Origin of the sequence: Algoriphagus ratkowskyi (genome assembly GCF_002150505.1) — a bacterium.
In the GTDB taxonomy this organism is placed as follows: domain Bacteria; phylum Bacteroidota; class Bacteroidia; order Cytophagales; family Cyclobacteriaceae; genus Algoriphagus; species Algoriphagus ratkowskyi.
On the sequence record NZ_MSSV01000015.1, the window covers coordinates 24,200 to 37,841 of the forward strand.

Annotated in this window: 11 protein-coding genes; 1 reads left to right on the top strand and 10 read right to left on the bottom strand. The window is 39.1% G+C overall.

Going from position 1 to position 13,642, the window contains the following annotated elements:
* Nucleotide 1 precedes the first annotated feature (1 nt).
* The 4 genes from BVH02_RS14705 to BVH02_RS14720 all read right to left on the bottom strand — a co-directional run bounded on the left by BVH02_RS14705 (nucleotide 2) and on the right by BVH02_RS14720 (nucleotide 8,280).
* Complete coding sequence (locus tag BVH02_RS14705) at nucleotides 2-2,200, bottom strand: tetratricopeptide repeat protein (protein WP_086502225.1); 2,199 nt, start codon at nucleotides 2,198-2,200, stop codon at nucleotides 2-4.
* A gap of 174 nt (nucleotides 2,201-2,374) precedes the next feature.
* The gene (locus BVH02_RS14710) at nucleotides 2,375-4,504 is read right to left on the bottom strand and encodes a c-type cytochrome domain-containing protein (RefSeq protein WP_086502226.1); all 2,130 of its coding nucleotides are present in this window, start codon (nucleotides 4,502-4,504) and stop codon (nucleotides 2,375-2,377) included.
* Between the two features lie 7 nt (nucleotides 4,505-4,511).
* A complete protein-coding gene (locus BVH02_RS14715; RefSeq protein WP_086502227.1) occupies nucleotides 4,512-5,966 on the bottom strand; it encodes a DUF1501 domain-containing protein in 1,455 nt (484 codons plus the stop codon).
* A 1-nt stretch (nucleotide 5,967) separates the two neighbouring features.
* Complete coding sequence (locus BVH02_RS14720) at nucleotides 5,968-8,280, bottom strand: PSD1 and planctomycete cytochrome C domain-containing protein (protein WP_086502228.1); 2,313 nt, start codon at nucleotides 8,278-8,280, stop codon at nucleotides 5,968-5,970.
* Between the two features lie 269 nt (nucleotides 8,281-8,549).
* Between BVH02_RS14720 and BVH02_RS14725 the strand changes: the two genes are divergently transcribed.
* The gene (locus tag BVH02_RS14725; protein WP_086502229.1) at nucleotides 8,550-8,996 is read left to right on the top strand and encodes a hypothetical protein; all 447 of its coding nucleotides are present in this window, start codon (nucleotides 8,550-8,552) and stop codon (nucleotides 8,994-8,996) included.
* Between the two features lie 49 nt (nucleotides 8,997-9,045).
* On the opposite strand, the gene accC is transcribed toward BVH02_RS14725, so the two are convergent.
* From accC to BVH02_RS14755, 6 genes are all read right to left on the bottom strand, one after another.
* A complete protein-coding gene (gene accC / locus BVH02_RS14730) occupies nucleotides 9,046-10,395 on the bottom strand; it encodes an acetyl-CoA carboxylase biotin carboxylase subunit (protein ID WP_086502230.1) in 1,350 nt (449 codons plus the stop codon).
* 27 nt (nucleotides 10,396-10,422) lie between these two features.
* A complete protein-coding gene (gene accB, locus BVH02_RS14735; protein WP_086502231.1) occupies nucleotides 10,423-10,893 on the bottom strand; it encodes an acetyl-CoA carboxylase biotin carboxyl carrier protein in 471 nt (156 codons plus the stop codon).
* Nucleotides 10,894-10,989: 96 nt separating this feature from the next.
* The gene (efp, locus tag BVH02_RS14740) at nucleotides 10,990-11,553 is read right to left on the bottom strand and encodes an elongation factor P (RefSeq protein ID WP_086502232.1); all 564 of its coding nucleotides are present in this window, start codon (nucleotides 11,551-11,553) and stop codon (nucleotides 10,990-10,992) included.
* Nucleotides 11,554-11,584: 31 nt separating this feature from the next.
* Nucleotides 11,585-12,583 (bottom strand): beta-ketoacyl-ACP synthase III, encoded by a 999-nt coding sequence (locus tag BVH02_RS14745; protein ID WP_086502233.1) that lies wholly within the window; start codon nucleotides 12,581-12,583, stop codon nucleotides 11,585-11,587.
* A gap of 233 nt (nucleotides 12,584-12,816) precedes the next feature.
* The gene (gene rpmF, locus BVH02_RS14750) at nucleotides 12,817-13,008 is read right to left on the bottom strand and encodes a 50S ribosomal protein L32 (RefSeq protein ID WP_086502234.1); all 192 of its coding nucleotides are present in this window, start codon (nucleotides 13,006-13,008) and stop codon (nucleotides 12,817-12,819) included.
* An 18-nt stretch (nucleotides 13,009-13,026) separates the two neighbouring features.
* Nucleotides 13,027-13,596 carry a YceD family protein gene (locus BVH02_RS14755; RefSeq protein ID WP_086502235.1) on the bottom strand — a complete coding sequence of 190 codons (570 nt, stop codon included), beginning with the start codon at nucleotides 13,594-13,596 and terminating at the stop codon, nucleotides 13,027-13,029.
* Nucleotides 13,597-13,642: the final 46 nt, after the last annotated feature.

Below are 13,642 nucleotides of genomic sequence, written 5' to 3' on the forward strand. Positions count from 1 at the left end.
ATTAGCGGCTTCGATTCAAAGAAGTCGCTAATTGATTTTCTTTTTCAATTTCTTGCTGAACTAGTGAAATAATTTCTTCAAAAGTGGGGTCATCCTTAAGTATATAAAATATGGGATTTTGTGTAACAAAAAATAAATCTCTCCAGCCATAATCAAAGGCATCCCGAAGATATCTCAAAGCCTCTTGATTTTGTTTTTTTATTGCCATAGCTGCTGCAAGATCCAGTCTAATGTTGTAATCATCATTATTTTCTGAAATAGCTTTCTCCCGGATTTCAATCGCTTTCTTTAATAAGCTATCCGCTATTATTTTATCTCCCTTGTTTAATAATAGGAAAGAGTAATTTATTGGAACCACATAATATAAATCCTCTTCAAAATCGGAGTGTTCTAAGATCGACTTTTTATAGTATTGTTCTGCTTCTGGGTATTTTTTTGAGAAAAAAGAAATGAAACCTGCAGATTCAAAATTTTTATAATTAGGTTCTTGGGTAAGAGTTTTTGGAATTAATTCATTTGCATCCTTTATCTTATCATTCGAAATAAATACTGTCGCAATTAGGCTATAAGTGTCAGGATCTTCAGCTAAGGAAATTGACTTATTAAGCCAGTTTAATGCCTCTTTCGGCTGATTAAATATTCTATAGATCCAACCTGCAATTTGGTATGGTTTATAATTAATAGGGTTTAAACTGGAAGACTTTTTTTGCCCAATTAAAGATTCACTTAGGTTTCCCATTGAGAAGTTAATCGTAGCTAAATTACCTATTGCCGGACTATAATTAGGGTTAGAGGATAAAGCTGTTTCATATGACCTTTTGGCATTATTAATCTGGCCTAAATTATAGTAGATATTCCCTCTGCACTTATATAGTTCAGCATTGTTTGGGTCAATTTGCAAACCAATTTCACTAACTTCTAAACTTGACTCGTACCAAGATTGATCTTCACTTAAACTAGGGAATTGGGCATATGAATTTGCTAAACCTGCATAAGCCAGAGTGAAATTTGGATCTATTTCTATAGCCTTTTTATAATATTCTGCAGCAATTTTCATGTCTGCCAATGTATATTTTGCATAATGATCTTTCGCCTTTAAATACCATTCATAAGCTTCTGGGCTAGATGTAATTACCTTCCCAATTTCTGCCTCTTCTTTGGCTGTCAAAGAAATGCCTAATACCCTGGAGATTTCCTTTGCAATTTCACTTTGGATTGTCAATAAATCTTTCCCATTTCTAGTAAAAGATTCTGTCCATAGATTTTTATTTTTTTCACTATCAATTAGCTGAACATCTACTTTGGTCATTTCTCCAAGGTATTGAATGGATCCGCGAAGAATTGTAGAAACCTTGAGAACTTTGGCTATTGAGTCTATATTGATATTACCTAGGGTAAAATAGCTTACAGTTGAGTAGGAAATGACCTTGATATCGTTGATTTCTGATAATTGGTCTATTATTTCTTCAGTGACATCTTTAGAATATGTGTCTTGCCCTTCTATAACACCTATAGTTTCAAAAGGCAACACCGCCACCGATTTGTCCTTTTCCCAGGTGTACCCATTCCAAACAAGAGAATAGATTAACAAAATTGACAGAAGTATTGCAACACTTAATGCAACCCAAAATTTCCAAGGCTCCTTCTCTTGAAATTTAATTGTGCTGATCATTTCCTTGCGTTTTGGTACCGCAAGGGGGTGATTACTTAGAGCATATATGTCTAATTCTTTAGCTACATTTTTTAGTCGGAATGAGCCTAAACTGACGTATTCGAAGTGGGAATATGGCTTGATTTGTTCTAGTACTTTGGATGAAAAAAGTATACATGATGGTACTCCTATACTTTGAACTCGTGAAGCTATGTTCACTGCGTCACCAAATACATCGCCATGATCCAAGATAATTCCGCCGCAATGAAGACCAATCCTAAGCTTGAGTTCATTTGTTTTAAGCCACTCTTTTTGAATTTCAAAACTAGCATTTAAAGCTTCCTCGGCTGTTTCGAAAGTAGCCAGTATTCCATCCCCGAGTTCTTTGATGACTAATCCATGATAAGCAGTTAACACTTTCTTATGAAGCTCAAGATTCTGCTTCATCAGTTCAAATGCTTGATCCTCATCTCTACCCATCAATAACGTATATCCGACTATGTCAGAGAAAAAGACAATTGATTGCTTACGATTTAGATCGTGATTCATGAAAAATTACAAAAAGTCGTTTTTGAAGTTCTTAACAAATGTCAGACATAGATTTAATCTAAGCATTTTTTAGGAACATACGAAATATGTAAAAGTAGTGTTGTGCTCTGATTTACAACGGATTAATTAGGGGTTAGATGAAATTTATAATTGTTAAAACTTGATTAGAGATACCTATTTATTAAAAATCACCTCATCCACAAATACCCATCCTTTGTCTCCTGGATTTTGATGCCACTTGGGTAAGTGAGGAACTGGAGTTACTGTGATTTTTAACTTTTCATAAGTTGTATTTGCTAAGGATAAGCTTATCAATTCTGATCTTGCAGAAGATGCCTGTAAGGGAATAGCAGGAGAAGCGCTGGCCAGATTACTCCACTTGCCATTTTCTAACCCTTGAACAGATACTTTGGAAGGAGGGAAGATGTGTGCCGCTTCATTGTAAAGAAGGCTGACCGATAATTCCTTAGGATTGTTGGAATTTGCAAAACTCACTTCCAACACCATAGGCTCATCCTGAAAACCCAGCCATTTTTGACCATGATTAGCTGCTTCTGCTTTCACCAAATCAAAAAGCGTGGCGACTCCAGAAGCCTTGTACTTTGAATTTGGATCGTGGAGTAATGAGAATTCAGTTGGTGCAAGACCAGAGCGCATGAAAACTGATTCTGCTACTTTCGATCCTTTCCAGTCTGCAGCAAATGCCTTAGCAAGTATCTTTCCAGTATTCTTTACAAAAATTGAATTGCTATATAGGGGGCTTGAAATACTGTCTGGAACTGTTCCATCCAATGTATAGCGAATCTCAACCGTCTTGATCGGATGAGAAATACTGAGCTCTAAGCTATCCTGATAGATCATCTTTTCCTGCGCGATGATCGGATTATTGAGATCATAGATGATCCCTTTGCCGTCAAAGCCAAAGTCTATTTGAGTTTCAGGAAGTGATTTTTGAATGCTTATCTGATCTTGATTGCTCAATCCTGTTTGCCACAAATAAAGCTTTTTCAAAGACTTCATTTTAGCAATATTTTGGAGTGAAGCTTGGTCAATTGCATTGCCAGAAATGGCCAAAACTTCCAAGGTATTTAATTCGGAGACTACTTTTATCTGCTCTGAATCTAAATCTGTAAAGTTCAATTGTAACTCTTCCAAATGTTTGAAGTCTTTCAGAAATTTAAAATCAACTCCAGTCAACGGCATTTTATTTAAGCTAAATCTAACAATTTGATTCTTGACGTTTTTAAGGTCTGAGAGTGATTTGGGAGGAAAAGCAGAAATACCGAAATAGGAAACATCTAAAGCTGGCGACTCTGGAAATAGGGGAAGAATAGATCGAAATGAAGTGTTGAGTTCATTTATATCATCTGGATCAGCAGCTTTAAAGCTATAGATTTTATTTCCCTCAAACTTTACTGAAGCCAGTTGATATAACTCATTCTTTGCGGGTAGCGTAATAAGTTTCTGGTCAAAACTAGCCCCAGTTGCAACCCACTCACTTAAGATCAAAAGCTCTTCATCTGTAAGTTGAGCCTTGTTTTTGGGAGGCATGTGCTTTTTATCATCTTCTGGGAGATTTATTCGCTGGATCAGAAGTGATTTTTCAAAGTCTCCTGCAAGTACGAAGGCCCCGGATTTTCCACCTTTTTTCAAGCCTTCGATATGGTCCATTCTCAGCTCGCCTTTTATTTTGCCTTCCTTATGACAGCTCAGGCATTTTGCCTGCAAAATAGGCTGAATCACATCACCGAAGATCTCGGCTTCTGCTAAAGGAATTAATTCAATGTCATTTGATTGGATAGGAGCCAAGAGGAAATCCTCTCCATGAGTCAAACCTGCTCCCCAATGTCCGGTAGCGATGATTGCTCCCGCTAACACGATGCTGGATAGGCGAATTACTTTTGCTTGCGCAGCTCTGAAAAAATAGAGAATCACACAGCCAGAGAAAACTATCAATCCTGCCCATTTATGCCAAGTCAGGATCTCTCCAGTGTATTCTTCCTGTGCCAAAATAAGACCTGCTAGCACAGTAATTCCTGCAAAATTACATCCTGCTAAAAAACTGATTTCACCTATTTCTCTAATCTCCGGTTTCTTGTCAATTCCTGGAATCCAGAAAAACAGTAAACCCATTAGGAGTAGAACTATAGGAAAGTGAAGTAAGATAGGATGGCTTCTACCTAGGACCTGAATCCAAGCAGGGAGCACCAGAGAATCTCCCGCAAGGGTAATGATGAGTGTGAGACCTATCCACACAAAAAGAGTGCTTTCTAGAATAGATCTTATCGAAGATATTTTAAGCATAAAACTTTTAGGCAATGAGATCTTTTACAACTTTTCCAGAGACATCAGTCAAGCGATATCTTCTACCTAAGTGCTTGTATGTCATGCGTTCGTGGTCTATTCCCATGAGATGCAGCACAGTTGCTTGGAAGTCATGTACGTGAACAGGGTTTTCGGTAATGTTGTAGCCAAATTCATCCGTCTCGCCATAAACCATTCCAGATTTCACTCCGCCACCTGCCATCCAGATCGAGAATGCACGAGGATGGTGATCACGTCCGTAATTGTCCACCAGGATCTTGCCTTGACAGTAATTGGTCCTCCCAAATTCTCCACCCCAGATGACGAGCGTCTCATCCAGCAAGCCTCTTTGCTTTAGGTCTGTAATCAATGCTGCGGATGCTTGATCTACATCTTCGGCTTGAAGTCTCATTTCATTAGGCAAATTGCCATGTTGATCCCAGCCTTGATGGTAGAGCTGCACGAAGCGAACGCCACTTTCTGATAGCTTTCTAGCCAAAAGACAATTAGCAGCATAGGTACCTGGAACTAGGCAATCGGGGCCATAAAGTTTAATTATACTTTCTGGTTCTTTGGAAATGTCCGTCATTTCTGGAACAGCCGTCTGCATGCGATAAGCCATTTCATATTGTTTTACTTTCGCAGAAATTTCCGGATCATTGAATTGCTGCATATTTAAGTTATTCATCTCAGCAATTTTATCGATCATCTTACGCCTTTCTGATCGGCTCATAGATTCTGGATCTTTGAGATAGAGAACTGGATCTTCGGAGTTAGAGAATTGAACACCTTGGTGCGTCGCATCCAAAAAGCCATTGCTCCAAAGCTTGGAGTAAACACCCTGACCATTTCCTCTGCCTCGACTGAGGAGAACCGAAAAAGCAGGAAGATTGCTGTTCTCACTTCCCAGACCATAGCTCAACCAAGAACCCATACTTGGGCGATTTCCTACCTGAGCTCCAGTCTGGAAAAAGGTAAGCGCAGGATCATGGTTAATCGCATCAGTATGCATGGATTTTATGATGCAGATGTCGTCTACAATTTTTGCAGTATGAGGAAATACCTCAGATATCCAGGCTCTCGACTCACCGTATTGATCAAATTTGTAATGCGAGCCTACCAAGGGGAAAGAAGACTGACCGGCGGTCATTCCAGTAAGTCGCTGGGTGCCACGAATAGATTCTGGAAGTTCTTCTCCCATCCTTTTATTCAAAAGTGGTTTGTAGTCAAAGGATTCCAGCTGACTAGGCGCGCCATTCTGAAAAAGGTAAATAACTCTTTTTGCTTTGGGTGCAAAGTGAGGAAGTGCATTCATCATGGCTTCTTCAGCTTCTGCTTTTCCAGAAAAAAGATCTGGAACCAAGAGTGACCCTAGTGCTAGACTTCCAACACCTAAGCTAAGTCTAGATAGAAATTTCCTTCGATTGTGATTCAGTCCTTCTTCTAATATTTCCTTTTCCATTTCAGCTTTTGGTAATAGTTTCCTCCAGATTATACAAGCTCACGATCACTTGCATGAGTGCGGCAGTTTCTGGGTTTATGTTTTTTTCTTCCAGGGGAAATTCGCCTACACTTAATGTAGATAGAACCTGATCTGGATTTTCCTTAAAACGTACTAATTGATCCTTGTAATAGGAGAGTAGAATAGACTTCTCCTCGCTGCTCATATTTCTACAAACTATCCGCTTGAATGAGGATGAAATAGCATCCTTTTCATCTGTGTTTTCATCCCACATTTTGCCAGCAAGGACACGCGATGCTTCCAAAATCATCGGGTCATTCATCATCACAAGGGCTTGAAGTGGGGTATTTGTTCTGCTTCTTCCTATTTCACATCGATCTCGATTACTGGAGTCAAAGATGATAGCCTTTGGAGGTGGGACAGTCAGTTTGATGAAGTTGTACAATCCCCTTCGATAAAGTTTATCACCTTGATCTTGTATATATGTAGCTAAAACTCCTCTTCCGGAAGTTGCTGCTTCCCAGATTCCTTCTGGCATATAAGGTTTGACACTTGGGCCACCTAGCTTTCTGACCAATAATCCACTGCTTGCCAGCACCAAATCTTGGATATTTTCCGCAGGAAGCCGTAGGCGCGGAGCTCTTGATAAGTATAAATTATCAGGATCGGTATTTAAGTGTTTTTTTGTAATGACTGCGGATTGCTTATAGGTAGCCGAACTTAGAATTTGTTTCATCAGTCTTTTAATATCCCAGCCATTTTCTATAAAGTCGACGGCTAGCCAATCCAATAATTCAGGGTGTGTTGGAAGATCACCTTGCATTCCAAAATCTCCAGCTGACTTGACTATACCGTAGCCAAAAACCTCCTGCCACATGAGATTGACAAATACTCTTGCTGTCAATGGATTTTCTCTAGCCGTAATCCATTTAGCAAGTCCCAATCTATTCTTTTCTAAATCTGCTGGAAATTCCAAAATCGAGGAAGGAGTGGAAGGCTCAACTTCTGTGGTCGGGGCATCATAAACTCCCCGATCAAGAATATAGGTTGGGCGCTGTTCATCTAATTCTCCCATCACAGAGATGCTCAGTTGGGACGTGTCAGCATAATTTATAAAACTCATGATGCCGGATATATCTTCTTGATCTACAAATAGGATAGGAGTTTTGGCAGGCTTGGATTGCGAGACATCGCCTTGATACCCTTTTTCTGGTGTGTTATTAAAAAAGGCAAACATCTGGAAATACTCTTTCTGGGAGAAAGGGTCATACTTATGATCATGGCACTGAGCACATTCCATGGTAATTCCCAAGAGACCTTTACTCACCGTATTGGTTTTGTCGAGTACGTATTCGATTCTATACTCTTCATCTATTACTCCGCCTTCTTCAGTGTATTTATGATTTCTATTGAAAGCGGTGGCCAAAATCTGTTCTTTATTAGCTTCAGGCAGAAGATCTCCAGCTAGTTGCCAAGTCACGAATTGATCGTAGGGCATATTTTCATTGAATGCATGTATGACCCAATCTCGATATGGCCATTGCGTCCTTATATTATCATCCTGATAACCGTAACTATCGGAGTATCTAGAAATATCCATCCAGAGGATTGCCATTTTCTCCCCAAATCCTGGGTCTTCTAATAAGCCATCAAGTAAATCATCATAAGAAAGCTTACCAGAGAAATCACCAAATCTATCCAACAACTCTGGACTTGGAGGTAATCCGGTTAGGTCTAAGCTTGCTCGTTTGATCAGCTCATGAGGCTCGGCTACAGGATTTGGCTGAAGGCCTACCTGCTTCATTTTCTTTAAAGCAAAGCGATCTATTTCATTGATTGTCCAGTCAGTTTCTTCGGGAAGAGTTGCCTTTTCTGCTTTTACAAAAGCCCAATGCGGTTCGTACTTAGCTCCTTGCTCAATCCATTGCTTGATCAAAGCTATTTCATGGTCATTGAGTGCAAGATTAGACTCCGGAGGAGGCATTAGTTCTCCTGGATCTTCGGAAATTATTCTATGGTAAACGGTCGACTCTTCTAAGTTTCCCGGTTTGATTACAAACTGATTTGGATTGTCTTTAAGCGAAGCATAAGCTCCAGCTTCGGTGTCCAAGCGCAAATCGGATTCTCGTTTATTGGCATCTGGCCCATGACACACAAAACATTTGTCGGAAAGAATAGGGCGAATATGGAAGTTATAGCTGATTTGCTCTGTATCAGAAAGCTTGATATCATCGCTCTGTTTAGGATTACAACTATATAGTGCAAATCCAAAGCAAGAGAATACAAAGAGTCGTAAAATTGGAGAAAATGTCATTATTGGGCAGAATCGAAATTAAAATCGCTTTCAAACTAGTGATAATTTGGAGAATAGCTGTCCTGACAATATAATTATTCTTAACTTTTTTTAATCAAAGAAAAAAAACTTATGTTAAAATATTGGTTAATTGATAAATGATTTGTGATTTTTAGAAAAAACTGGATCTTAGTTTTAGATGAAATTTATTTGATAAAAATTTAATTTTTGAGTAGCTTTTTGAAATATTTAAAATGGTTTTTTTAATAACATTCTATCATAAATGCATAATGAAAAAGCTTGTTTCATTTTTAGCCATGATTATATTCTTTTCCTTGGTTTCTTGCAAAGCCTATAGAAACCCGGTGAATCTCAAACCTAAGTATATCATAGAATCACCCGAGCTTTCAGATAAAATGCCAGGACTTCAAAATTTACTTGTGGGAGATGAAATTAAAGTGGTGGGTAAGGATCAGCGTATTCTTTACTTGAATTATTCTGGAATTGATTCTGATCTTGTCTTGGGTGAGATGTGGAAAGAAAATGGGAAAAAAATGAGGGATGAAAAAACTGTCAAAATTCCATTGAGTGAAATTGATTTTATTAATGTTAAGCGAAATAGTCCTGGAGCAACAATTGCATTAGTTGCAGGATTGGGTACTGTTGCTACAGTTAGTTTTATTGCATTAGCTATTTCAATACTTGTCGAACATACAGGTCCAGATAATTGGAAATGATAAAAGCTGCCCAATTGGACAGCTTTTTCAGTATTGGTTAATTTCAGCTTTATGATTTTATCACTGAGAAATCAAATGTATCGAGAAAAGCGGTAGTGAAATTACCTGCTTTAAATTGCGCGTTTTCTAATAAAGCGATATGGAATGGAATAGTGGTTTTCACCCCATCAATCACAAATTCCTCTAATGCTCTTTTCATCCGCACAATTACTTCTTCTCTAGATTGACCACTGACGATCAGCTTCGCTATCATAGAATCATAGTTGGGAGGGATCACATAGCCAGCATAAACGTGAGAATCAATTCTTACTCCTCGTCCACCTGGAACATGTAGATTTTGAATTTTTCCCGGGCTTGGTCTGAATCCATGAGCAGGATCTTCGGCGTTGATTCTACATTCCATAGCGAAAAGCTTAGGATAATAGTTTCTGCCAGAAATTGTATCGCCTGCAGCGACCTTTATCTGCTCCTTGATTAAATCAAAATCTGTTACCTCTTCAGTGATCGGATGCTCAACCTGTATACGGGTGTTCATTTCCATAAAGAAGAAGTTGCGATGCTTGTCAACTAAGAATTCAACAGTTCCGGCTCCTTCGTAGCCAATTGCTTCGGCTCCTTTTATTGCAGCTTTTCCCATTTCTTCCCTGAGTTCATCCGTGATAAATGGGGAAGGAGTTTCTTCGATCAGTTTCTGATGCCTTCTCTGGATTGAGCAATCCCGCTCAGATAGATGACAGGCTTTTCCCGTTTTGTCTCCGATGATTTGGATCTCAATGTGTCTAGGCTCTTCTACATATTTTTCCAGATATAAGCCGTCATTTCCGAAAGCTGCTCCAGATTCCATTCTTGCATCATCCCAAGCTTTTTTGAAACCTGCTACTTCCTTTACGATCCGCATACCTCGTCCACCGCCACCGGCAGTTGCTTTAAGTATCACAGGATATCCCATTTCATTCGCTAGGGTAATCCCTTGTTCCATATTTTCCAGTATGCCTTCAGAACCGGGAATAGTAGGTACACCCGCAGCTTTCATGGTTGCTTTGGCGGTAGCCTTGTCACCCATTTGATTGATCATCTCAGCACTGGCACCGATGAATTTGATTCCGTATTCTTCGCAGATTTTTGAGAATTCTGCATTCTCAGAAAGGAATCCGTAGCCAGGATGAATAGCATCCGCATTGGTGATTTCTGCAGCAGCAATGATCCTTGGGATATTCAGGTAAGAGTCACGGCTAGGAGCAGGGCCAATGCAGACAGCTTCGTCGGCAAATCTGACATGTAAACTATCTTTGTCTGCAGTGGAATAAACTGCCACAGTTTCTATCCCCATCTCTTTACAAGTACGGATAATCCTGAGAGCAATCTCACCTCTGTTGGCGATAAGTATTTTTTTAAACACAGTTATATACTTTTAGTAAAAAAAAAATTATCCTGCTGGATCTACAAGGAATAATGGTTGATCATATTCTACTGGAGTAGAATTAGTTACCAATATTTTTACAATTTTACCTGAAATTTCAGATTCGATCTCGTTGAAAAGCTTCATTGCCTCAATGATACAAACAGTCTCTCCAGTTTTGACAGAATCTCCAACAGATACGAATGGATCAGCATCCGGGCTAGAGGTAAGGTAGAATGTGCCGATCATCGGGGACTTGATCTCCACGAGGTTTGATGGAGCTGCTTCTGCCGCTGGAGCTGCTGTTGTAGCGGCAACAGGTAAAGGTGCTGAAATTGATGCTGGAGCGTGTGCTGGAGCCATTTCTACCATTCTTTGTCCAGAAGATTCTGCATATTTTTTAATAGAAAGTTCAAACTCGTCAGTTTTGATTTTAACTTCCGCCAAACCAGAATTAGAGATGTAATCGATCAACTCCTGAATCTCTTTTGCTTTCATAGGGCTATTATTTAGGGGGCCAAAAAGGCAGTTTATTAAATGAGTTTTAAAAGAATAAAGCTGTGTAATTTAATAAAATCACACAGCTTAGCTAAGTTATTTTACTCTTTCTGAGTAGGAACCGTCTCTGGTGTCTACCTTGATCATGATGTCCTGTTCTACGAAAAGTGGTACCATCACAGTAGCTCCAGTTTCTACAGTAGCAGCTTTTAATGCATTGGTAGCTGTATCACCTTTGATGCCAGGTTCGGTGTAAGTAATCATTAATTCTACGAATGCAGGAAGTTCCACTGCAAGTGGTGTTTCCGTTTCATCATGAATCAAAATGTCACATAGCTGACCGTCTTTTAGCAGGTTAGCTCTCTCTATTAGTTTTTCTTGAATAGAGATCTGTTCAAAAGTGGTTGTGTCCATGAAATTATAACCCATGTCATCTGCATACAAAAATTGATGCGGTCTTTTTTCCACTCTTGCGGTCTCTACTTTCTCTCCAGCGTTGAAGGTTTTGTCTAGGGTTTTTCCAGAAGTGATACCTTTCATTTTGGTTCTCACAAATGCTGGACCTTTACCTGGTTTGACATGCTGAAACTCAACGATTGAGTAGATGTCATTATTCATTACCAAACAAAGTCCGTTTTTAAAATCTGCAGTACTTGCCATAATATTAGTGTCGTATTATTTTCATATAAACTTATTTAGGTTCGTAGGCCCACTTGACGAAAATAGAACCCCAAGTAAACCCTCCTCCAAATGCGGCAAGGATAAGATTATCGCCTTTTTTCAATTGCTTTTCGTAATCCCAAAGACAAAGTGGGATAGTTGCAGCAGTTGTATTTCCATATTTCTCGATATTCATCATCACTTTATCAGATCCAATTCCCATGCGATTGGCGGTTGCATTGATAATACGAAGATTTGCTTGGTGAGGTACAAGCCAAGCGACATCATCACCGGTCAAGTTATTTTTTTGCATAATCTCTGCACTTACATCTGCCATATTGGTCACAGCAAATCTAAACACGGTGGAGCCTTCTTGGAAAGCAAAATGCTCCTTTGCTGCTAATGTTTCCGGAGTCGCAGGTCTACGACTTCCACCAGCTTTCATATGTAAATATGGAGTGCCTGATCCATCGGACTTTAATATTGCATCCATGATACCTAGGTCTTCTGTGGTCGGCTCCAGCATTACAGCTCCAGCTCCATCCCCGAAGAGTATGCAAGTAGCTCGATCTGTATAATCTACGATAGAGGACATTTTATCTGCACCTACCACGATTACCTTCTTATGTGTTCCAGTTTGGATGAATTGGCTACCCATCTGAAGTGCGAACAAAAATCCAGAACAAGCTGCTCCAATATCGAAACTATAGCTATTCTTAGCACCGACTAGATCTGCAATAATATTTGCGGTGGCAGGGAAAGGCATGTCAGGAGTGACAGTAGCACAGATTATTAAATCCACATCTAGGGGATCTATACCTGTTTTCTCCAAAAGGCCTTTAACAGCTTCGGCACCAAGTACTGAAGTGCCTTGATCTTCACCCTTTAGTATTCTTCTTTCTTTTATACCTGTTCTTGAGACGATCCATTCATCGTTTGTTTCTACGAGCTTCTCAAGTTCTTTATTAGTTAACCTGTATTCGGGTACGTAACCGTGTACTCCGGTGATCATGGCTCTTAGTTTGTCCATTATGCGTGGTTTAAGCTGAGATGATCAAAAGAAAATCTTCTCAAACTGTTATGTTGTGGATGTGTACTATCCTGTAAGGAAGGTAAAAATATTACAATTGTCTTTCTCTACCAAAAGAAATACAACATCGTAAGTTAATCCTCTTGATAGACAAGCTGTTTCGATTGGGGTCAAAAACAAAAAAAATCCATTCGCAAGTGGCGAATGGATTTTTAGAAGATTTTGATGACTGATTAAGCCAAGATTTCTTTCTCGATGATAACTTGACCTTTAAAGTACAATTTACCGTCCAACCAGAAAGCTCTGTGTGGTAAGTGCATTTCGCCTGTTGTAGGACATTTTGCCAACCCAGGAGCCTCTAATTTATAATGAGTTCTTCTTTTATCTCTTCTGGTTTTCGAAATTTTTCGTTTAGGATGCGCCATTTTATGTGTGGTTTATGATTATTCCTTGTTTTTTAATTTTTTTAAAAGATCCCATCTAGGATCAACTGGTTTATTATCTTCTGTGGATTCTGAGTCTTCGTCGGAGTCGTTTGAATCTTGCCCATCTATATAAGCGTAGAATCCATCTCCTTCGTACTCTTCATCATCCATTTCATTTCTGTAATCAGGATGAATTTTTTTCGCTGGCAGCGCCAACAAAATAAATTCGTAGATCAACTGAGCCACATTGACCTTCGGTGTATCCCGAGTGATCATCATGACATTCTCGTCAATTTCTTTTTCTTCAGCTCCAAATTTATAAAGCATCTTTTCATGAAAGTCCAACGCTTGCTCAAACGGCTCTAAACTTCTATCGCATGTCAAGATGACTTTACCTGCAATATGAAAATCCATTTCAATTACGTTTGCCCCGACTTTCATATTGATCCGTATGACCAAATTCCCTTTTTCGACTAATTCATTGTCATCGAAATTCTGGAAAAATGAATCTCCAATTTCGAAGTCAATTTCATAGATGCCTTCGAGGAACTTAATGACCTCAATATCAAATGTTCTCCAAAATTTCACAATCCCTCCTCTCGATTTAAGGTCGCAAAAATAGTGAATTATTATA